This window comes from Synechococcus sp. BDU 130192 (genome assembly GCF_963876085.1).
Taxonomy (GTDB): Bacteria; Cyanobacteriota; Cyanobacteriia; order Cyanobacteriales; family MRBY01; genus MRBY01.
Genome location: NZ_CAWNNO010000033.1, coordinates 130,780 through 152,239, shown reverse-complemented (window position 1 = coordinate 152,239; position 21,460 = coordinate 130,780). Strand labels below are relative to the sequence as shown.

The window sequence follows — 21,460 nt, the reverse complement described above, 5'->3', positions numbered from 1 at the left end:
AGATGAAAAAACGCGTGACTCTGACATTTCCCCAGGACACGGTACAAATGCCCGTCACCTATCGCTTGGCAAAGGATTTTAATATTGCGGCGAATATCATCCGCGCCCAGGTCGCTCCAAACCAGGTGGGCAAGTTGGTGGTGGAACTCCAGGGGGATATTGATGCCATTGAGATGGCCTTGGAATGGATGAAAGGCAAGGGGATTTTAGTTTCCCTCGCGAGCAAAGAAATTGTGATTAACGAAGATATTTGTGTGGATTGTGGTCTCTGTACGGGGGTTTGTCCGACGGGAGCATTATCGCTAGATCCCCAAACGTTTCAACTAAAATTTACCCGCCAAAAATGTGTGGTTTGCGAACAGTGTTTACCCGCTTGTCCGGTGCAGGCGATCGCCACGAATTTCTAACCCAAAAAAGTGCTGTTGGCGGTGATGAAATCAACCCAAAGATTGCAATTGTTAATGAGAGTGATTATAAATTCTGTTGAAAAATGTATTTAAAGGTAGAAACCATTGTGTTTTAAGCTTTTTGGGTCTGTTTTGAGCAATTAAGAAGATTATCCTAGGCCAGAACATCCCTTAGGATATTGTGAGGAATTCCTAACTTTTTAATTCTTCATGAAAAAACAGGCCAACGTTCAGCGTCACACAGAGCCCGCAGATCAGAATTTGCGGCTAAAAAGTCATGGCAATTTATTCTATTTATTGGCTGTGGCGGCGGGCTTGATTTTTTTGCAGGGTTACATGATTGCGCCTTTAATTCCCCGTTTATCGGAGATTTTTGGCGTTTCTGTCCAGGAAATTGGCTTTATTGTGCCGATTTATATGCTGTCCTACGCTGTAATGGCTCTTTTTTATGGCATTCTCTCGGATCGTTTTGGTCGTTGGGCAATTATTCGAGTTGCACTGATTATTTTTGTAATTTGTACCGGGTTAACAGCGACATCCCAAAATCTGTCCCAATTAGCTACTTGGCGACTATTAACGGGCATTGGGGCCAGTGGCATTATTCCAATGACCTTTGCTCTAATTGGAGATCTGTTTCCCTTTGAGCGTCGGGGCGCAATGTTGGGTTTAATCTTTGCGGCAATGGAAGGGGGGATGGCTGCGGGTTCTGCTGGGGGCGCAATCCTAGAGCCGTTTATTGGCTGGCGGACTTTGTTTATCGGCACGGCGATCGCCGCTGGTTTAGTGCTGTGGCGACTGCAACCCTATGGTGCACTGTTTGACGAAGCCCCCCAGGAATCTCCTCCTTCGATCCAGCAAATCTTCCGGGGATACTGGCAGGTACTCCGCAGCTTTCGGGGCCAGCGCACCTATGCCTATGTCCTGTGGAATGGGATTTACCATGCAGGGGTCTTTACCTGGCTTGGTTTGTATTTGTCCCAACGCTTTACTATGAGTCCCTTGAATATTGGTTTAACTATTTTGGGTTATGGGGTGCCGGGCCTATTGCTGAGTGCTTGGATTGGCAAAGCGGTGGATCGTTGGGGACGACGCTGGTTAGTGCCGGCAGGTCTGGTGATGGCGGCCCTGTCGGGTCTGGTGATGATCTTGCCGATTACCCCTTGGATGACAACGGTGGCCGTGGTCATTTTGTCCATTGGCTATGATTTGACCCAACCGCTTTTTGTGGGTATTGTCACGGACTTGGGGGACGACGACAACCTCGGTCAAACCATGGGTCTCAAGGTTTTTACTCTTTTTACAGGGTTTGGGATCGGTAGTTTGCTATTCGGAAAGCTGCTCACCTGGGGCTTTGCCTGGGCCTTGGGGATTTTTGGCGGGTTCCAGTTGCTAGCGGGGATCTTCGCCTTAAGGTTTTTTTGGTGGGAAGTACCTTGGCGGCGATCGCCCCAGTAAGGGAATAATATCGCGTCTTGAATGCTGCTTTGAAAAGACTACTTTTTAGCTGATCACCTGAACCAAGCAATCAGCCTTGATTTTTTTTAACAAATTACTGGATTTATTCCAAGAGCCACATAAAAATATCTTCGACCGTTAACTGGATTGCCTGGGCAAAAGATGGCATAGCAATTTGCTGAATTGGCCCATCAAAAACCAATGTTTGTTGTTTGGGTTGATATACAAAAATTGTTCTTTCGGCAGGATCAATTAACCACCCCATTTCAGTGCCATGATCAAGACAGTGCAAGATATTTTTCGTGACTTTCGTTTGACTTTGATCCGGCGATAGAATTTCAATTGTCCAATCAGGAGCAAGCTGGAAAGCATTAGCAATCTCACCATTTTCATCCCGTACAATTCTTGCCCAAGTAAACACAGAAATATCAGGGACTGTAGAGCGATCGCCAAAGGTACAGCGCAGTTCAGAAAAGGCTCTTGCTATTTTTGAAGATCTCAACTTCAAGTTAATTGTTGAGGCCAACTCTGTTTGAATGGAACTATGCTTTCCTTGGGGCATTGGTTTTTGGATGATTTGGCCATTGATATACTCCCCCGCTGGTTTTGTTTCGGGTAATGAGAGGAATTCTGGGAGCGTTAATTGTTTTAAGGGAGTTTGAACCATCTCAAGATCTCCTGAAGAATATAGACCAAACGCGGTAAATTGAGCCCATGGGAATTTATGCTTTTGGTTTCGTGGCCTGGAGTAGACCATAGCGAATTAAACCCCGCCGAAAACCGCTTTTCATCAAGTCTAAGGCCAATGCCCCTTGCAGGGTTTGCCAGCCAGCTTTGAGAATGCCAAAAACTGCTTCTGGGGTGAGGGCAGAATCGATCACTTGATCCCAGAAGGGGGCCACGGCGGTAGACCAATCTGCTGTCTCGATATTTTCTAAACCACATTCGGTGGCGATCGCCTGATAATCTGGCAACGAAATCACATAGGGCAAGCAGTAAACCCGATACAGATCTTCAAGGTGCTTTTGTTCATCCGGGGTCAGGGTGCCCGCCACCGAATCCGTTGGTCGATGACACCAAGTCGCCATTAATAACTTGCCACCCGGCTTGAGCACCCTTGTGCATTCCTGGAGAAACTGCCGCTTGTTGGGCATATGTTCGCCACTTTCGAGGGTCCAGACGAGGTCAAATTCCCCATCCCGAAAGGGCATATTTAGCGCATCGGCCACTTTAAACTCAACCTGATCCTGTAAATTCTGTTCCGTCGCCCTGGCGATCGCCCGATTGGCCTGTACCGGAGAGAGGGTAATCCCAACGCCCTGCGCATTAAACTTATCAGCCAAATAAAGGGTACTGCCGCCAATACCACAGCCCACATCGACAAAATTTCCAACTTGTTCAACTTTGCCCCAGGCCAGAAATTCTTCAATTAATTCAATTTGTGCCTGCCGACGATTGAGCCGTTCTGTGCCCCCTAGACCATAGAAACCATGGTGCATATGTTCACCCCAGATCGATTCCCAGAGGGGACTAGACGCATCATAAAATTCGCGGATTTGCTGATACAGTTGCGCTCCCATAAACCTTAAGCCTATTCTTCATACTCAATTAACACCTGAACCCAGTGGGGCGGACGCGGAATCGAATTTCCTAAACGATCCAACATCAACAATGCCACCAGATGCACCACGAATAGGTATAACACACTATTAATAGTCAGCATGACCAGGGCCAAAAGCTGAATCACCAGTAAACTCGGTTGGGTCAACAGGCCCAGCTTGAGAAAGAGCCAATCCGCCATCTCCGAAATTTGCGAGATTACATATACCCACAGGTCTTCGCCGAGCAGTAATGACAATAGCCACACCCGAAAGAAAAAGCCGAGGGTGCCCAAAATTGTCCCTAGGGTAACCGACCAATACCAAGACACCTGGCGTCGCCACATCCAACCCAATTGCACACCAATCAGACCATAGGGAATGGTGTAGATAATGCTACGGGTCGGCCCCATCAGAATCGACAATAGCAAGCTAGAGACGAGGGTTGACATCCACGCCGCCCGAGAACCCCAACGCAAATAGACCAAGGCAATGGGCAACGGAAAAAATAGTCGCAGCAATGGCCCAATGGGAAAGTAATAATTAATCAGCCAAATTAAGCTGGCGGTGCTGGCTAAAAAAGCCGTTTCGACTACCACCAAGGTTTTGCGATGTCTTGTCGCTGAGGTGGGAGCCGGTGGAGCAATAATATCTGGGTTATTGACCTGGGTAAGGGAGGAGCTTGGGGGTTGGGATGCTTGGGAATCTAAATCTACCCAATTCATATCCTCTGGAGAATTCTTTGGATCAGAAAAATGCTCAGTCACAGCGATCGCCTAATGGATGATGTCGTCGAGGGCACGCAGATTTGGGATAAACACAGCATCCGGGGTGCGCCTAATTAAACCCTTCTTTTCTAACTTAGTCAAAACCCGCGTGACTGTCTCCCGCGCCAGACCACTTAAACTACTCAGTTCCCGATGGGGCAGACTCGGAATGCAGATCTCCCCTTGGTCTGTGGCTTGTCCTTGACTTTCGGCCAAAAAGACCAGGATATCAGCGACTCGCGCCAGACTATTGGTTTCACGCACCTGGAGGCGACGGTTCACTTGGCGGAGACGTTTGGCCATCAGTTGGGCGAGACGGACTCCCACCAGAGGCTCTGTGTTTACCAATTCAACGAAGTCGGCGGCGGGGATACTACTAATGGTGGTGGCGGTCAGGGTGATCACATCGGTGGAACGGGTGGCTTCTTCGAGGGCGGCCATTTCGCCAAATAATTCCCCAGCGCCGAGGATATTCAGGGTAATTTCTTTGCCATTGAGGTTGTAGGTGCGAATTTTCACCCAGCCCATCTGGATAAAGTAAACAGAACCGCCCCAGTCTTTTTCTAAAAGAATAATTTGGTTGGCTGGGAAGGGCCGCGTCACCAGATGGGCGATCGCCTTTTGTAGACTTGCCTCCGGTAGCCCCTGGAAAAAAGGTAACGCCTTGAGGAAGGTGCGGGCTGTGTCATCACTCACCGGATTCGTGGGGGATTCGGCCATAATTCTTGGGGCAAAGGGCAGGGTCAGCAGGGTCACATGGGGCTTAAATCTCCCTCCATTATGCAATGCCTCCGGAAGATCGATAGCCCCAACATTTTTATTCCAGAGCAGATGGCACACAAGGGTTCGCGGCAGGCACCGTAAAATCAGGGGTTAATTGTCCCTCTAGGTCAGCGAGGGCCACCCAAGCATTATTGCCCTCGGTCAAAAGTTTGCGACTTGGAGGTGCGCTTTGATCGCCTTTTTGACAAAGTTTCAGCATCACTTGATTATCCCCATTGATTTGTTCGACCCGAAGAATACTGCCCCCCAAAATTAATAACGGATCGGCGGTGGCGGTGGCGATCGCCTCTGGTGTGGCGTAGGCTGTGAGGGAACGATTTTCCTGGAGCTGAAAAATTTGATTTTTGCTCAGGGGTAAAGTCGTCTCCTCTGGTTCCCCTGCGGGCACCGTTACCGTTGGTGGATCTTCGGTGACATCTGTAATGGGGACAGGATTAATCGTCGGTGGTGTTGTGGAGGGAGAACTGCCTAGGGGTTCCCGCTGCCAACGTTGCCACAGCAAACTGCCGACCCCCAACAAACACAGACATCCAGCCAAAATCAGCAATAGACGACTGGGGGAATTTGCTGTTTTGCGTCCCCGGAGCCGAGACATTTGGGTTGCCACGGGGGGCGGTGCCTTGGGTTGGATAAAGGTTGGTTGTAGTTGGGTGAGTTTCGGGTAAGGAATCGGCGTTTCGGGAACTTCTCCTTGCACTTTGACCTGGAGTAGGGCAATGGTGCTGTTGTCGTGGCCATTCTTGGTATTGGCAATTTCAATCAGGCGATCGCCCACCTGGGTCAGATCTTTTTGGCCTTGGATTAGGGGGGCGATTTCCGCTGCCCAATGGGCTTCTACTTGGCCATCATCACTGAGGCCGTCGGAACAAAGAAGATAAATCGCGTCTTGATCCAGCACCAGGGACGTTACGGTGGGGTGGAGGGAATGGGACGGATTCATCCCCAAAGCTTGCACCAAAGCCCCAGATCCAGGGTAAGCCAGGGCGTCTTTGTAGAGGGCATAGCCAAGACGGACTTCCCGGGAACCGAGGTCATCGTCATAGGTCAGTTGGTGGCAACTGGTGGTGGTGATGCGATAAATGCGGGAGTCCCCCACGTGGGTCAGGTAAAGTTCGGGGGCATGAACCCAGGCCATGACAACGGTGGTGCCCATGCGGTTCCGGTCTTGGCGATTTTCTTGGTCGTTGCGATCGCAAATTACATCGTTGGCCTGGAGCACGGCGGCGGCTAATTTTTCTTGGATCTGAGCGGCCTGCTCCGGTGGGTGATCCGTGAGATTTTCCAGTTGGGTTTGCAGTTGCTCAATGGCGATCGCCGAGGCCACTTCCCCCTGTTCATGGCCACCAATGCCATCACAGACAATTGCTAGGGGCGCATCGGGATAAACTTTGCCGGGGGGCGGAAAACAGGCATCCTCATTGTGATCACGGCTGGGGCCAGCGTCAGTTTTGGTATAGAGGCGGTAATGATATTCCAGGGGCGATCGCCCCAATTCCAAAACCCCCTGGCGCAAAATCCCATAGAGCTGCTGCGAATCTTGGATCTGGCCTTGGCTTAACCCCTGCTGGAGGCGATGACAAAAAGGTTGAATCACAGGGGCCACGGTTTCGAGTAACTCGGCCCACAAATTCCCCAGGCGCACCAAATTTAAGGGCTGGTTGGGTTCAAAGCGCAATTTTTGCACCTGAATAAGGCCCCCGTGGACAGCCCAGTCCCCTAGATAGTAAACACTCGGAACCACTCCATGTTCCACAAAATCTGGTAATAGCGCCGCAATCTGCATCAGCCAGTTGAGTTGTTGCAGGGGAGTTGCGGTCTGCCAAGCTTCCGTGAGGGGCATAAATAAATTTGGCCAACGAGGATAGCCGGTTTCGTCGAGGGCTACCGATGGATATTCCAGTAACCACCCTTCCTGGGGGGTCAACAGACCAAATACCTTGGGAATGTGGAGCAGATGGGTCGAGAGCCGTAGATAACTTTCGATGGCCGGGGGGAGCGTTTCGGTTAGTACCGGGGGCAATGCGGGCTTCGTATCTAAGACAATATCTGGGGTTTCTGTCACCCAATAGCGATCGCCTTCCCCGACGAGGGTTTGGGGCGTGAGGTTCAACTGGGGGGCCCCCACAACCCGCAGATAGCGCTTAACCACCGGCGCTTGGCAGAGGGGACAATGGGATTGGGCCAACGAAGCTACCCCTGGGCAGTCGTTTTTCCCACAAGAAATCGTTACCTTAGAAATATCCATACATCTGTGCCTGAGGGGCAGATTGACTGGGGGTTTCCCCGCATGATCACTAATTTAACGTATTCTTTGCGCTGCATTTTCTATGATTCTTTCCCCTAGCCAACGGCAGAAGCTCGATTCTAGCGATGATCAGCTTTTCTACGATTACCCCCGGTTTGTGACCCACGTAGATGATGGCTTTATTGACCAGTTAACCCAACTCTATGGCACGTTGTTGCAGCCCAATGATCGAGTTCTAGATTTGATGAGCAGTTGGGTCTCCCATTTGCCAGATCTCGCGTTTCGGGAGGTGGTCGGCCACGGAATGAACGCGGCAGAACTGGCGAAAAACCGTCGTCTGGATCGCTATTTTGTTCAAAACCTCAATGCCGATCCCAAATTACCCTTGGCCGATCAAAGCTTTGAGGCGGTTTTGGTGGCGGTCTCGGTGCAATATCTCCAATATCCAGAGGCGGTGTTTGCAGAAATTCAACGGGTGCTGACCCCAGGGGGAATTTGTATTGTTAGTTTTTCAAATCGGATGTTTTACCAAAAGGCGATCGCCGCTTGGCGGGACAGTACCGACGCCGAACATCTCCAGCTCGTGCAGCATTACTTTCAGCAAACCCCAGGCTTTGCCAAACCGACTGTGGTGACACAACGGAGCGACCAACCCCTGCTGTTACAGATGCTGGGCCTGGGCCATCGGGATCCGTTCTATGCGGTTGCTGCCAGAAAGCAGTAAATGGGGAGCCGCAACAATTGTTAACTTAATCTGGGTCTGCAGGGAAAGCAAACTATAGTATTAAATGGGTACTTAGAGAAAAGTATTTTTTGCCCTTGTTTTCGCCAAAATCTGCAGTCTTTGCTAAAAAATCCCCCGTTGCTCTCCAGGGGCCATTATTATGAATCAGCCATCTGCGCCCTCACCAGGAAAGGGCAATCGCCGTGCTTACCAAAATATTATGGAAAACCTGGTGCACAAGGAAATCCATCGGCAACTCAAGCGCCTCCCACAGAAATTAGCTGAATATATTGATGTGGTGGAGGTGGCCACCTATGCTTTGAACCGGGTGCCTCCCCTCTATGCCTCCAGCGAACGGGGTAAAGAGCGCCAAGAAGAAAAAGGCGTTCTGGATCTCAAGCAACAAATTAATATTGCGGTGCGCCAGGCGATCGCCGCTGTCCAACGGGATCCTTTGCGTTCTTCAACGCCCCTAGTGCCAGCCCAATATGCCCAATACGAAATCGCCGAAACCTGCCTACGGGACCTCGAAAAACTCCTACGGGATTCCTATCTCATCGAATCAGATGCCCCGGATATGGATTGGGATACCCTAAAAATCATTGTGGCCAAAGCCCTCAAAAAAGCAGCCACCCAGGGGATTGTGCACCGCCGCATTGAAGATGTGATCACAGAATGGGAATATCAAACCTACGTTCCCCCTGTCTTTGATTGGCAAGATCCCCATTACAAGTTTTAGGGGCGATCGCCAGCTTAATTTTTCCACCGATGACCGCGACCACACAGCCTTTTGTTTATCGTTATCCTGAATTGATCCCTGGCATCCTGCGGAAACGCTACAAACGTTTTTTAGCAGACATTGAATTGGCCTCCGGGGAAATCGTTACGGCCCATTGTCCCAATACGGGGCCGATGACGGGGATTTGTGAATTGGGAGCGCCGGTAATGCTCTCAAAAAGTGATAATCCCAAGCGCAAACTGGCCTATACCTGGGAGATGATCCAGTTACACACCCCAGAGCCAACTTGGGTCGGCGTCAATACAGCGTTACCCAACCGGGTGATCAAAGCGATGCTTTTGGCGAAGCAAATCCCTGAATTAGCTGACCATTACGACACGGTGCGACCGGAAGTGCGCTATGGCACAGAGAATAAAAGTCGCATTGATTTTCTGCTGACAGGAGAAGGGCGATCGCCTATTTATGTGGAAGTTAAAAATACCACCTGGACAAAGGGAGAACTGGCGCTTTTCCCGGATACTGAAACCACCAGGGGCCAAAAGCACCTCCAAGAACTCATCGACATTGTGCCCGCAGCAAAAGCGGTGATGCTCTATTTCATCAACCGAGGCGATTGCACCCGATTTGCCCCTGGGGATAGCAAAGACCCGAAATATGGGGAGCTATTCCGTCAGGCGATCGCCGCCGGCATCCAAATTCTTCCCTGTCGCTTTGCAGTTAGTCCAGAGGGCATTTGTTACCTCGGCTTGGCTCCCTGGGAATCAACTGAAATCTCTGGGGTTGGTTAACGTTTGGGATCTGCTTTACCAGCGGCAGGCAATGGGCATCCGCCACCCCGTACCAAAGGCTCGATCGGTAATTTTCAAACCAGGAGCAGCCTGACGGCGCTTAAATTCGGCACGATGAAGGAGCTTTAAAACCTGGGCCACAGTATCGTGGTCATGGCCAGCGGCGTGGAGTTCTGGGGCCGATTGATTGCGGTGGATGACCCGTTTGAGGATCTCATCCAACACCGGATAGGGGGGCAGGGAGTCTTGATCCAATTGGTCGGGGCGCAGTTCCGCACTAGGGGGTTTGGTAATAATTGCCGGGGGAATGAGTTCTCGGTCGCGGTTTAACCATTTACAAAGGCTAAACACCCGCATTTTCGGCACGTCGGCAATCACCGCCAGGCCGCCATTCATATCGCCATAGAGGGTGCAATAACCCACCGCCATTTCGGATTTGTTGCCCGTTGACACCAGCAGATAACCAAACTTGTTGGCGATCGCCATCAGCAGATTCCCCCGGATGCGGGACTGGAGATTTTCTTCGGCTACCCCAAATTCTGTGCCTGTAAATAAATCGCCGAGCATCGTCTCAAAGGCTTGCATTGCTGGCTCAATGGGAATAATTTCGTGGCGAATCTGGAGATTTTCCACCAGGGCGATCGCATCGCTGAGGGAATGTTCCGAACTGTAGGGGGAAGGCATCAGCACCCCCAGGACATTTTTTGCCCCCACCGCTGCAACGGCGATCGCCGCCACCAAGGCCGAGTCGATGCCACCACTCAAACCCAGGACAATTTTCGAGAAGCCGCATTTACGGGCATAGTCTCGGAGACCCAACACCAGAGCTGCAAAAATTTCCGCCTCATCGGCATCATATTCGGGACTAATGGTTTGCTGAAAAGCAGCAGGTAAACCCTGGGGCAGTGATAGGGTTTGTGGGTCGGGGCTAAATTCCACCGCCAACAGGGACTCTTGAAAACTTGGCGATCGCCCAACCAGTTGTCCCTCCCGGTCAAAGGCCACACTCCCGCCGTCAAAAATCAAATCATCATTCCCCCCCACTTGGTTCGCGTAGAGAATGGGCGTCCGGTAACGTTGGGCGCCATGGTGGAGCATTCCTTCCCGCAGGCGCTGTTTCCCGACGGTGTAAGGAGAAGCTGACAAATTAACGATCAAATCGACCCCGGCCTCGGCCAATTGTTCGAGGGGATTAATTTCGTACTGGCGCTTGCCCCAAAAGGCTTGGTCATTCCAGAGATCTTCGCAGATGGTGACGCCAATTTTTAAAGGGGCGACCGTTGGGCTGGGATGGAGGAAAAACCAGTTGGACTGCTTGCCGGGTTCAAAATAGCGGTCTTCGTCGAACACATCGTAGGTGGGCAACAGTTGTTTATGGAAAATGTGCTGGACTTTCCCCTGGTCAATAAGAGCGATGCTGTTGTGGAGGGCTTTTTCCCCCTTGGCGATCGCCTCTGGGTTGGGAGTTGCCAAACCGACTAAAACGGCGAGGGTCGGCGGAATTTTTGCGGCGAGGGCCGTGAGCTGGGCCTGCATCCGGTCAATAAAATCCGCATGGAGCAAGAGATCCCGGGGCGGATACCCACAGAGGGACAGTTCCGGTGTGAGCAATAAGCGGACATTGGCGATCGCCGCTTGTTCTGCTGCGACCAGGATCCGCTCGGCATTACCAGTCAAGTCCCCGATGGTGGGGTTCAGTTGGGCGATCGCAATTTTCATAATTCTCACTAAAAAGGCATGTCATCTGAAGGGTAAATATTATTTACTGGTGTATTGTTTTGAATATATTGTTTGCAGTGTCGACAATGAGTAAAGTTCAATGAATCCAACAAATTTTCCAATTTTTCAATGTCAGGATTGAATCTCATTCGATAATATTCTGTAAGCAGAAACTTGAGATCATCTTTTTGGTTTTTCCATTGATTATGAATATTGCTTGCCACCTCTAATTGATGATCAATGCCGATAATCTTTCTTGGATATGTTTCTTTTTTTTGAGATAGTATCTCTCTATTTTCTTCATAAAAAAATTCTATAACTTCTATCTGATCCTCTATTGAATTAAACAATTGCTGCTCAGAGAAATTGTTGATTTCTACATGTCCACTATTCTTTTTTTTGACTGTTTCAATCCCGAAACAAGCCTTTATACACGAAAAGTCTATGCTTGTGTGAAGTAGAATGAAGAAAGAAAAATTTTCCCAGAAAGTCTTTATGAATTCCTGATTGCTAACGTTTTCAGGTAGCTGCTTTTCTGTCTTAATCGCTGCAGGAACAATATAGTTTTTATTAAAATCATTCAGCGTCATTGGGCTAATGACTTTAGTCAAGTCTTCTGGTTTTCTGCATACAAGCTCAAGATTTTCATAGTCACTTTTCAGTCTTTTACAATCAGTATTCACATGAAAGAATAATGGTTTACTAGCACTACGAAGTGGCTGTCTAGCTTCATCAGAAAAATTTTTTGATTTTATTTTATAAATAGATTCAATATGAATATCTAGATCTTCAAAAAAACCTCTAAGCTTCTTGATTTGTCTTCTTTCTGAATTGTACTGAATGAGATCCGATGCCTTTGAAATAAGGGGTTCTAAGTCCTGTGGTTGAATCTCTATAATATCTATTGCTCTCCACAAAGACCAGAGCATTTTAGATCGAGTGAAATTGGTTATGTAAAAGACATTGTTATGATTCATGAATTACAATTGTTTAAAACTAATATCAACAAGCTATTGGTTTATGGGCAATGATCGTGCGGTGGCGCGGATCACTAGCGACGGTGGTGCAGTAATCAAAACCGACTTCTTTTAGTGTCAATTCTACATCAAAAGTATAGTATTCGTCACTCCAAGGCTCTGTACTCTTCATCAACACGAACAAGGCTGGCGGCAAACCCTGAATCACCGGAGATTTCGGATTGTTATCGACGATCGCCAAACAACCTCCGGGCCGCAAAATGCGTCGGCATTCCTGGAAGATTTCGCGGGTGGCTTGATTGGGCAGTTCATGGAGGACAAATTGCAGGGTGATCAGATCAAACTGATTGTCCGCGAAGCCAGTCGTTTCCGCCTTGCCATGGCACCATTGCACCGCTTGATTTTTATCTTGAACCTGAGCCACCGCGAGCATGTGGGGTGAAAGGTCTAAACCCGTTACCCTGACCGCTGGATTTTTGGCCTGGAGTCGTTCTAAAAGCGCAAAGGTCGAAATCCCCACGGAACAGCCGATATCCAAGGCTTCGTTTACGTTCTGGGGCAAATATTGTTCAAGAACATCTAAAAAACTATTGCGGAGTCGGGCCTGGGCCACTTCTGGGGTGAGGGGTTCCGTTTTCCAAACCCGTAGGGCCATCGCTGCCGTCGCCGGGGCTGCCTCAAAGGCTGCTTGCCAACATAAATTCCCTTCGTTGTAGGCATGGAAGGGGACTCGGTAATAGTCGGGGTAGTCCAGGTGGGGATTGGCGATGTCTTGGAAATATTGTTTAGCTGGGGATTGCTCCAGTTCCTTCACGATCTGTCGCCAGGGGACACCATTTTTTTCGGCGGTTTTAATCAGAACGCGCCGGGCCTGTTGTTTCATCAGGGCGTAGAGGGGCTTTGTTTGGATCAGACGGTTGACGAGGCGGGATAACCAGTCTTCCCCAGCCCAATCGGGTTTTTCTTTGGCGATCGCAGTGTGGGTCATGGATAACGTTGGGGACTTTTGTCAGCGGATGTAAAACACAGAAACTGGGTCTATTTTACCGCCATTGCTGAAATCCCTTGTTTTCCCTAACGGGAGACCAGAAGGATGCTGTGGACGTGGGGTAAGATTTTCGGCTCAAGGGAATTTTTGCTGAAATAATAGAAAAATTCACCTAGCCTCACAGTCTTCTATGCCCCAAACCATCGTCGTTAAAATTGGCACCTCTAGCCTCACGGATCCCAATACAGGCATGTTGGCTTTGGCAACCATCGGTACCCTTGTAGAAACCTTGACCCGCCTCAAACAAAAGGGCCACCGGGTGATCCTCGTCTCCTCTGGGGCCGTGGGCGTGGGCTGTGGGGTGTTGAAACGTTCGGAACGCCCGAAAAAAATTGCCGAAAAACAGGCGATCGCCGCCGTGGGTCAAGGCCGCTTAATTCGCCTCTATGATGATCTATTTACCAGTCTGCAACAGGCGATCGCCCAGGTATTACTCACCCGTCGAGACCTCGTGGATCGCACTTCCTACCTGACCGTCCAGGAAGCCCTCAACGCGATGTTGGATCTCAGCGTGATCCCGATTGTGAACGAAAACGATACCGTTGCCGTCGATGAACTGAAATTCGGCGATAACGATACCCTCTCTGCCCTGGTCGCCAGCTTGGTGAATGCCGACTGGTTGGTGCTGCTCACCGATGTGGATCGCCTCTATTCCGCTGACCCCAGACAAAATCCTGACGCCCGCCCCATTCCCCTGGTCAGTTCCAGCGAACTGTTTAACCTCCAGGTCGATGCCGGATCTAGCGGTTCTCAATGGGGGACAGGGGGCATGCAAACAAAGCTCACTGCTGCCCGCATTGCCACCAGCGCTGGCGTACGCACGGTGATTACCCAGGGCAAAACCCCCCAGAATCTCCTGAAAATTGTTGCCGGGGAAGATATCGGCACCCATTTTGAAGCCCAACCCCAGGCCGATAATGCCCGTAAACGTTGGATTGCCTATGGCCTTGTACCCCAGGGAATTCTCACCCTTGACGATGGCGCAACCCAGGCCCTCCTGAAAAATGGCCGCTCTCTCCTCGCGGCAGGTATTGTTGCCGTGGAAGGGGAATTTACCATTAACGACCCCGTAGAACTGAGAACCCAAACCGGTCAGGCGATCGCCAGAGGGTTAGTAAACTACAACCACCAAGATATTGAAAAAATTCAAGGGCAACATTCGACCCAAATTCGCCAAATTCTCGGCTATGGCAGCGCCGATACTGTGATTCACCGAGATAACTTGGCCCTGCTGATCGCCGCTGAAGGGATATGAGAAAATAATCTATGGCCTAAATTTCCTTAGACCTGCGCTGACCACTGCTCACCTTTCCATGAATCTAAAAACGAACCTCCTCGAAACCATTGCCGGAAAAAATCGTGGTCTGATCGCCACTGAAGTAGACCGCGCCAATATCCTCGCCATCGTTGATCGCCTCGAAGACCAAAACCCGACCCCCAAGCCCCTAGAAGCAACAACTTTACTCGAAGGGGATTGGCGACTGATTTATACCACCAGTAAAGACATCTTGGGGATCAATCGCTTTCCCCTTTTGCAGTTAGGGCAGGTTTACCAATGTGTGCGGCCACTCCAGCAAAAAATCTACAACATCGCCGAACTAGAGGGGATTCCTTTCCTTGAAGGCTTAGTGCTCGTGGAAGCCTCTTTCACTCCCGTCTCTGATCAGCGGGTGAACGTTTTCTTTAATCGCTATGTGATTGGCTCCCAACGCCTGATGAACTACCGTTTTCCGAAAGGACTCGTCGAGCAAATGTTAGCCGGGAAAAAATTCTTTCCTGTTGATGTGGGAATTAACAGCAAAAATAATAATGGCTGGCTTGATATTACTTATCTCGATGAAGATCTGCGCATTGGCCGGGGGAATGAGGGTAGCGTGTTTGTTCTAAGCCGTGAAAAGTACTAACTGACTGCTGCAATCCCCAAAAAACCAAAAGACCCGGAGCCTACGCCTACCACGAGCATCCCGTATTGCTGCTACCTTCCGGTCCTGACAAGGTTTGGGCGTCGAGATCGCATAGATCCGAGTCGCTTAAAAATATAACACAGAAGTCTTCCCCTTGGGAATTAGTACCTAGTGTGACGCTTAAACACATTTGAGGCTCTAGGAAGGGCCTGGGAGCGAGAAAAATCTTCCCGAGTCGGATCGGGTTTACTGCCAATCATCAAAATCAAACTCAGCCCCCCTAAAACCATTGCCACCAGCGCCGTTGTGGTAATCATCCAGCGATTGGGCTGATAATTTCCCTGCTCAATTTGGCGAAAATGTTGATGATAGTTCCACAGAGCCAAAGCAATGATCACAATGCCGGCGATCGCAAAGGCTCGACCCAGTGTTTCGGAAGAGGCCAGGTTCGGCAAGGGTAAATTACTTTGGGAGACTAGGGTTTCTTCAATTTGACGCACAAAAAAACCAAAACGGGCGATCGCAAAGCCAAAACCAATTAAGGCGATCGAGGTACGCAACCAAGCCAGAAAGGTGCGTTCGTTGGCTTGGTGTTCCCGCTGTCGGTCAATTTTTGGGAGTTGGGGCATAACGATTTCAGCAGTTTCCCGTATTGTATGGGGATTGGGCAAACTCCATTGTGATATTCGACTTTCCGTAGTTATTTTCAGCAAAATCTCAACACCTACCATTGTGGTAGTTTTTTTAGGAAAAGTCTTGACAACCACTATTGTGGTAGTTATTATTGTTTACGGTTTTGGCTCGGTAGCTCAGCTGGTTAGAGCAGGGGACTCATAAGCCCAAGGTCGGCAGTTCAAATCTGCCTCGAGCCATATTTACAGTGTAAATCAAATTTCCATTGCGCTATCGGTAGCGTAGGGAATTTTCGCTTACTTTTTCATGGTGGCCTGGGACGCCTATTTCCCCGTAAGGCTTGGTCTAAATATGGTCTAGATCAGCCATGAATATTGAAGCGATAAACCGGGATTTAAACGCCCTTAGAATCGGCGTATCTGTGGAAATCCAGGGGAAACGGGTCTATCTGCGGGCCTTTCTCCCCCCTAAACCTGGGACGGGGCGGACAGCTCCCCATCGGCAACGGATCGCCCTTGGAGTCTGTGCCAATGAGGAAGGCTTGCAGCGGGAATTTTGATTAAATCACAGGTTTAGATACGCATTTTAGGACTTATCATCATTAGTACCAGAAGGATGACATTTTAACACTTACCCAATAGATTACGGATAATCCCGACCGTCCTCGCGCCCCTGGAAAAAGCTCATGATTGATACTTTCCTCAAAACCCTGAAACTGCTTGGGGTATTTTGTCTTGGTTCCCTTGGATTTGCTTTTATCGTTAACGGAGTTGTAACCACGGGGCCAAAATATGGAGATGAGTGGCTTGCGGTCTTATTTTTGATGATGCTTGCGCTCAGCCTGGAAGTCTGGATCTACAAAAAGTTTTATAAAAAATGGCGGATCGTTTTCTTGAACTATATGATCACTCATTTTGCGGCCTTCTTTGCTAGTATCCCTTGGCTGTTTTTGATGGGAGCAGAATCTGACTTAGCCTGGATTGCATTCCTAGGGATATGGTTTCCTATTGCTTATTTCTCGGTTTCCCAGCTCGATTATTTCAAGCGGCTTGAGTTGAAAATTAAAGAGCAACAGGCCCAGATTGATGGGTTTACGGATCAGAAAATCCAGATCCAGAAGCAGATCGAGACCATGAAAACGCGCCTAGATAACACACGGCGTTACGGCAAATAAAAACGGCGATCGCCGCTGCTGCTGGACTAGATAATTTTGGTGATTCGGTCATCCACCAGATCCAGACATGGGTATCTAGGATGATCATGTTTGGGCATCCCAAGCAACATCAATCGGGCTCACAATATCCTCTTCGGCAATAACCGTATTTTTGAGAGGATTTCCCTGTGACCAAGTTTGGACTGTATCGTTTGATGGAATGCTTATTTGCTCTTGTTTGAGCCCCAACTGAAAATAATGAATGAGTTCATAGACCTGATTCAGTTTATCTTCAGGAATTTCATGGAGTTCATCGATAATTTTTTGGATCAGCATCGGTTGTTCTCCCAAATTATGCCTCTAGCTTAGTCTGCAAAGATTGTTTTGTGAGGGCGATCGCCTCTTTCACACCGCGACAAACGTTTACGCTCAATGTCTCAACTGTTTTGCTGTAGGGCATACTTTCAACTTTTTCCATATCATCTTCTCAAGAGAGCTATGAAACCAGCTTGCTCAAAATGCTTGTCATAGGCGAGGGCTTCTAAAATATCTTGCTGTTGCATAATGCAGAATGATGAACAATCAGTGTGGCTCCAGCCTTGATCCGGTCTTTGCTTGTAGAGATCGAGGGCTGAGCTAAAAAGTTCTGTCGTCTGGGGAATGACTTCTATTTCTGAACTCTGAGATGCGTAATCGATCAAACGAATTGCCCGTTCTCGATAAACACTACCTTTCTTGGAAAAAGCATTCAGTAGTTCACTAAAAACCATTTCGCTGGTCACGATAGTAGTGGAAGTTAGGGATGAAGCAAGCTGTTTAGCTTTATCAGCAAGGTCATCATCAGGATTAAGTAAAGCGATCCAATAACCTGTATCTGCAAAGACTTTCTTCATTCTGCCTCTTTTGCTAAACCGTACAGATAATGATCAAGATTTTTTGCAAAATCACTCGGCAACTTCTCTTCCTCTTGCACTGGCAAATCAGTTTCTAGTTGATTAATAAAATTCAGAAAAGGAGAAGTTTGTGAGACCATTTGAGTCTTCTCTTGAGGAATTGCTTGGGAAGCTTTCTTCTTGATGAATAACAAAAAGTCTAAGACTTCCCCCACGAGGATATCTGGGGTTTTCTCTAGTTCTTGGATGAGTTGTTCGCGTTCTGTCATGACAAAATTCTCCAATCTAAATAGTTAGAGTAAAGATAATTGATCTGGGTTGTTTTTCTGTGAACAAGAGACTGATGATTCTGCTAAGGCATTTGTCTTTTTCAGAGTCTGTAGGGAAATGGTTTCTCCTCCGCAAATATGTTCTAGCAAGTCCGCTTGCTGAGGTTCTAGTTTGATGAGTAATCCCAGCACATTTAGCAAATTGAGAAGTTCTCTCGTGTATTCATCTAGCCAATGATCGGGTTGAATTTGATTCAGAGGAGAAGGATGTCGCCGATCGCCAATAATCGGACGACTACGATCTTTCTTACGATAACTAAACAAACCACTGTTTAACAATTTGCTTGCCGGAAACGTTGTAATGCCAGACTTCCGGTGGAACATTCTCGACAAAACCAGAGCCAACGAGTAAACGCCTTTTGCTTGCGTCATAACCAATATCATCGGGCATTTCTTCTGGAGTATTGGGAATTGTGCCGTCTCTGGGAATTGTGGGGCGTTCTTCCTTTGGTAAGCGGGGGTTGCCTGCGGGTCTGTCTGCTGAAGCGTCAATCATTCTATCCCCAAAGGTGTGTAACCAAATGACTCGTTTACCCAGTGATACAGCTTCCTGAAATAACTTGAGATCGGCGGTTAAGGGGACGCGAATACCCGGAGTCTGTAAGTCTTCTTGAAAGCGTTCTGTATAGGCAGGATTCGCCACAACACCAGCAATATAAGCAAAGAAATCTTCAGTGGCAATCTCGCCCTCGTAAAAGTTGCTCAAAAAATCTAAAAATGCTTGCTTAACATTGCTATCACTACAATCCGCTGTTTGCCAAAGTGGAATGATCCGACCTCCTCTGCCATTGTAAGAATTTAAGTCTGGAATTAGTGACATATACGTCACAGCACAATTATCTGTGGGAGGACGATCAGGAGTTGCTAAATAAATTTGATTATCTGAATGCCACTCCCATAATTTCGGATTTGGTCGATTGATCAATCTTTTATCAGGAATAATCCATTGTCGATCAAAAGAACGATAACCATATTTCACAGGAGTAACCACATCATTTTTATCTTCTGCTACTGAAAGATTACGTTGTGGCTGTCCTGCCAGAGAATCAGAAATTTTTTTCGCAACAGTTCGATCCCCAGAACCATGGGGATGAAACAGTTCTTCTTTCTTATCAATAGGAGCATTTTGAAGTGCCTGCCAACGTTTGTCTAAAGACTCAATATCTGGCGCAATTACCCATGTTCTACCGGGCATAACCCCAGAGCCATCATAATTAAAGAAATCATTGAGCGTCGGATAAGTTGACCATTTTCCTTCAGATTCCGGCAAGAAAGGAGCGCGACTTCCTTCCATACAATCTTCCCAAGCATCACCAGACAACGTAATTCGATCTAAAGCCGCAAATTTATCTTCCCGTGCCCCCAATGGCAAAGCCTGAAACTTCACCTGAGCAAGCCTTCCATCTTGTTTCTTTTTAGAACGACTTGCCAAGACAATACAAATAGGTTGCTGTACCCCCTGAAAAATTCTGGTATTCACTCCCGGTTGATGACCATCTGGTGAACAATCAATGACCCAGATATTGTCACAAGTTTCCCGTAAATATTGCCGCATCCTCTGGAAACCCGGACCCGCAATAAATCCAGCCACAGTAATAAAACAGATAATCCCAGAATTGTTTTCTGGATGATGATCAAAAACTTTCCACGTCGCCCACCGCCAAAAATAGATGTATAGATTACGCAAATGTTTTGCGTGGGTTCCAATCTTCCAGTTTTTAGGCGGTTGCCAATCATCTAACGGCGCAGGCGTATCCGTTTGAGGATTACCGGACTCAACCCAACCACCACGACCTTTTGCCTTGTCTTTATAGGGAGGATTGCCAATCACAACCGTCACAGGCTCCTCGCGCTTAATCTGATTCGCAGCCCTACGAGATTCCGCAATAGGCGCAAACATCTGGGGAATCCAGCCCTGATCATCTTCCGGATCACCAAGGGTATCTGTGACGAACATTCTGAGGGATTCCGTTGGCGAACCATTAGTTAATTCCAGCACTTCCGCCAAAATTCGTAACTGCGCCACGGTGAAAGGTCCCAACTGAAGCTCAAACGCAATTAATCGTTTTAATGCCGCATTAATCGCCGATGTTACAGATCCTTCTCCATAATCATCACTCACAGATTCCGCAATTTTTTTGAGCACTGCCAACATATATGTGCCTGTACCAGTCGCCGGATCAACCACTGTCACCGCAGAAGAAGCTAAACCTTCCTGCAATCCAAAACTCGGATCTTTTAGCAATTCATCAACGAGCCGCACCATATTTTCCACTACTGCGGGAGGCGTATAGTAAGATCCCGTTTCTTTACGGAGCTTGTTGTCATAAACTTCCAGAAAATCTTCGTAAAAATAGAGCCATGTCTCTGGATCACCTTTACTGATCTGCTCCCAGTCCACGGCATCAAGTACACGAACAAGAGAATTGAGCGAAGTCTTCAGAATTGCTTCATCATCAAGATTGTCAGTCAATAAACGAAGGGCTGTCCCCATCAATGAATTAACACTTTTTAGATCTCTTGCTGCACGATCTAACCCCGTCGCCAATTCAATATTTTTCGCCCGCGCCATAAGTAGCCCAAAGGTCACAGCCTGAGCATAACCATCAGCAAATTTCTCATCGGTTGCATCAGGAAATAACAGGTTTCTCCAATCCTCTGCCAAAGAAGTTAAAGCTTCACTCCCCAAAGCCATCTGTTCAACGACTTCATCCCGTAGCAAACGGCATAGATTAGCGGTAATTCTGGCAAGCTCTTGGGCATTAGTGGGTGGGATTGGTTCCCAGAGAAAGAAAGACTGAAACAGATCAAGCAATCCCTGTGGAGGCGTTAGATTTTTTCCAGCAGTTTCGATATCCTCATCAAACGAAACAATAGAGCCAACCAATTCCCCATTTTGCCAGAGGCTAAAACTATTCCCATCCGAATAAATCAGATTAGGTAGAGTCTGAAGCTTTTGCCATTGAGCCTTGTCATGCCCTTTAAATCTTTTCGGATTTGCCCCTTTCCCCGGCGCTTTCAATTCCACAAAACCAACCAAGGCATTGCGGACAGTCACCGAATAATCAGGTCTTGTTTTTAGCTCGGTTAGAGCCGACTCACCCACTGCCGTCACATCATCACGTTTGATTTGGCAAAGTTCTGCAAGATCGAGCAATAACGTCTCAAAAGGTGCTCTTAACTGATCTTCTGGTTGACCTGTCATTACAGGGTTAGACAGTTTTTCCTTAACTGCTTTTCCAAATGTGGCGATCGCTGATTGAAGAGTAATAGACATCGAATAACTGACTCAGAATGC

Annotated in this window: 23 protein-coding genes, 1 tRNA gene and 1 other RNA gene; 10 read left to right on the top strand and 15 right to left on the bottom strand. The window is 48.2% G+C overall.

Going from position 1 to position 21,460, the window contains the following annotated elements:
• The first annotated feature begins 2 nt into the window (after positions 1-2).
• Positions 3-407 carry an NIL domain-containing protein gene (locus AACT35_RS09340; protein WP_099240717.1) on the top strand — a complete coding sequence of 135 codons (405 nt, stop codon included), beginning with the start codon at positions 3-5 and terminating at the stop codon, positions 405-407.
• A gap of 210 nt (positions 408-617) precedes the next feature.
• On the top strand, positions 618-1,862 hold the full coding sequence (locus tag AACT35_RS09335) for an MFS transporter (protein WP_099240715.1): 1,245 nt from the start codon (positions 618-620) through the stop codon (positions 1,860-1,862).
• A gap of 103 nt (positions 1,863-1,965) precedes the next feature.
• Here AACT35_RS09335 and AACT35_RS09330 read toward each other — a convergent pair whose 3' ends face one another.
• The 5 genes from AACT35_RS09330 to AACT35_RS09310 form a co-directional block, all read right to left on the bottom strand.
• A complete protein-coding gene (locus AACT35_RS09330) occupies positions 1,966-2,529 on the bottom strand; it encodes a Uma2 family endonuclease (protein WP_099240713.1) in 564 nt (187 codons plus the stop codon).
• A 55-nt stretch (positions 2,530-2,584) separates the two neighbouring features.
• On the bottom strand, positions 2,585-3,442 hold the full coding sequence (locus tag AACT35_RS09325; RefSeq protein ID WP_030006354.1) for a methyltransferase domain-containing protein: 858 nt from the start codon (positions 3,440-3,442) through the stop codon (positions 2,585-2,587).
• An 11-nt stretch (positions 3,443-3,453) separates the two neighbouring features.
• Positions 3,454-4,185: a DUF2232 domain-containing protein gene (locus tag AACT35_RS09320; protein ID WP_012307401.1), complete on the bottom strand. Its 732-nt coding sequence runs from the start codon at positions 4,183-4,185 to the stop codon at positions 3,454-3,456.
• 51 nt (positions 4,186-4,236) lie between these two features.
• Positions 4,237-4,947, bottom strand: a complete 711-nt coding sequence (locus AACT35_RS09315) for a Crp/Fnr family transcriptional regulator (protein WP_099240861.1) — start codon at positions 4,945-4,947, stop codon at positions 4,237-4,239.
• 97 nt (positions 4,948-5,044) lie between these two features.
• Positions 5,045-7,255 (bottom strand): PP2C family protein-serine/threonine phosphatase, encoded by a 2,211-nt coding sequence (locus AACT35_RS09310; RefSeq protein WP_099240711.1) that lies wholly within the window; start codon positions 7,253-7,255, stop codon positions 5,045-5,047.
• Positions 7,256-7,337: 82 nt separating this feature from the next.
• On the opposite strand from AACT35_RS09310, the gene AACT35_RS09305 reads away from it, so the two are divergent.
• The 3 genes from AACT35_RS09305 to sfsA all read left to right on the top strand — a co-directional run bounded on the left by AACT35_RS09305 (position 7,338) and on the right by sfsA (position 9,506).
• Positions 7,338-7,979 (top strand): class I SAM-dependent methyltransferase, encoded by a 642-nt coding sequence (locus AACT35_RS09305; RefSeq protein WP_099240709.1) that lies wholly within the window; start codon positions 7,338-7,340, stop codon positions 7,977-7,979.
• Positions 7,980-8,139: 160 nt separating this feature from the next.
• Positions 8,140-8,718, top strand: a complete 579-nt coding sequence (locus tag AACT35_RS09300; RefSeq protein WP_030006349.1) for a late competence development ComFB family protein — start codon at positions 8,140-8,142, stop codon at positions 8,716-8,718.
• Between the two features lie 29 nt (positions 8,719-8,747).
• On the top strand, positions 8,748-9,506 hold the full coding sequence (gene sfsA / locus AACT35_RS09295) for a DNA/RNA nuclease SfsA (RefSeq protein ID WP_099240707.1): 759 nt from the start codon (positions 8,748-8,750) through the stop codon (positions 9,504-9,506).
• Positions 9,507-9,521: 15 nt separating this feature from the next.
• Here sfsA and AACT35_RS09290 read toward each other — a convergent pair whose 3' ends face one another.
• From AACT35_RS09290 to AACT35_RS09280, 3 genes are read right to left on the bottom strand one after another with little or no spacing between them, the layout of a single operon-like run.
• Positions 9,522-11,228, bottom strand: coding sequence for an NAD+ synthase (locus tag AACT35_RS09290; RefSeq protein WP_254048079.1), 1,707 nt, complete (start codon positions 11,226-11,228; stop codon positions 9,522-9,524).
• Between the two features lie 5 nt (positions 11,229-11,233).
• The gene (locus AACT35_RS09285) at positions 11,234-12,202 is read right to left on the bottom strand and encodes a hypothetical protein (protein ID WP_099240703.1); all 969 of its coding nucleotides are present in this window, start codon (positions 12,200-12,202) and stop codon (positions 11,234-11,236) included.
• Between the two features lie 25 nt (positions 12,203-12,227).
• Positions 12,228-13,190, bottom strand: a complete 963-nt coding sequence (locus AACT35_RS09280) for a class I SAM-dependent methyltransferase (RefSeq protein ID WP_099240701.1) — start codon at positions 13,188-13,190, stop codon at positions 12,228-12,230.
• A gap of 190 nt (positions 13,191-13,380) precedes the next feature.
• Between AACT35_RS09280 and proB the strand changes: the two genes are divergently transcribed.
• Both proB and AACT35_RS09270 read left to right on the top strand, forming a co-directional pair.
• Positions 13,381-14,505, top strand: coding sequence for a glutamate 5-kinase (gene proB, locus AACT35_RS09275; RefSeq protein WP_099240699.1), 1,125 nt, complete (start codon positions 13,381-13,383; stop codon positions 14,503-14,505).
• Positions 14,506-14,563: 58 nt separating this feature from the next.
• Positions 14,564-15,154, top strand: a complete 591-nt coding sequence (locus AACT35_RS09270) for a PAP/fibrillin family protein (protein ID WP_099240697.1) — start codon at positions 14,564-14,566, stop codon at positions 15,152-15,154.
• Between the two features lie 27 nt (positions 15,155-15,181).
• On the opposite strand, the gene ffs is transcribed toward AACT35_RS09270, so the two are convergent.
• An RNA gene (gene ffs / locus AACT35_RS09265) (signal recognition particle sRNA small type) lies at positions 15,182-15,278 on the bottom strand.
• Between the two features lie 37 nt (positions 15,279-15,315).
• Complete coding sequence (locus AACT35_RS09260; RefSeq protein ID WP_030006344.1) at positions 15,316-15,783, bottom strand: YidH family protein; 468 nt, start codon at positions 15,781-15,783, stop codon at positions 15,316-15,318.
• Between the two features lie 169 nt (positions 15,784-15,952).
• On the opposite strand from AACT35_RS09260, the gene AACT35_RS09255 reads away from it, so the two are divergent.
• The 3 genes from AACT35_RS09255 (at position 15,953) to AACT35_RS09245 (ending at position 16,961) form a co-directional block, all read left to right on the top strand.
• Positions 15,953-16,026 (top strand) — tRNA-Met (locus tag AACT35_RS09255).
• Positions 16,027-16,154: 128 nt separating this feature from the next.
• The gene (locus AACT35_RS09250) at positions 16,155-16,346 is read left to right on the top strand and encodes a hypothetical protein (RefSeq protein WP_099240695.1); all 192 of its coding nucleotides are present in this window, start codon (positions 16,155-16,157) and stop codon (positions 16,344-16,346) included.
• Between the two features lie 126 nt (positions 16,347-16,472).
• Positions 16,473-16,961, top strand: coding sequence for a hypothetical protein (locus AACT35_RS09245; RefSeq protein ID WP_143596816.1), 489 nt, complete (start codon positions 16,473-16,475; stop codon positions 16,959-16,961).
• A gap of 84 nt (positions 16,962-17,045) precedes the next feature.
• Here AACT35_RS09245 and AACT35_RS09240 read toward each other — a convergent pair whose 3' ends face one another.
• From AACT35_RS09240 to AACT35_RS09220, 5 genes are all read right to left on the bottom strand, one after another.
• Positions 17,046-17,276 carry a hypothetical protein gene (locus tag AACT35_RS09240; RefSeq protein WP_065710899.1) on the bottom strand — a complete coding sequence of 77 codons (231 nt, stop codon included), beginning with the start codon at positions 17,274-17,276 and terminating at the stop codon, positions 17,046-17,048.
• Between the two features lie 16 nt (positions 17,277-17,292).
• Positions 17,293-17,418, bottom strand: a complete 126-nt coding sequence (locus tag AACT35_RS09235; protein ID WP_255447889.1) for a hypothetical protein — start codon at positions 17,416-17,418, stop codon at positions 17,293-17,295.
• A gap of 1 nt (position 17,419) precedes the next feature.
• Entirely contained in the window at positions 17,420-17,833 is a 414-nt protein-coding gene (locus AACT35_RS09230) for a type II toxin-antitoxin system VapC family toxin (RefSeq protein ID WP_099240693.1), read from the bottom strand.
• The gene (locus AACT35_RS09225) at positions 17,830-18,102 is read right to left on the bottom strand and encodes a hypothetical protein (RefSeq protein WP_030007523.1); all 273 of its coding nucleotides are present in this window, start codon (positions 18,100-18,102) and stop codon (positions 17,830-17,832) included. Before AACT35_RS09225 ends, AACT35_RS09230 begins: the two co-directional genes overlap by 4 nt.
• Before the next feature lie 316 nt (positions 18,103-18,418).
• A complete protein-coding gene (locus AACT35_RS09220) occupies positions 18,419-21,439 on the bottom strand; it encodes a type ISP restriction/modification enzyme (RefSeq protein WP_099240689.1) in 3,021 nt (1,006 codons plus the stop codon).
• Positions 21,440-21,460: the final 21 nt, after the last annotated feature.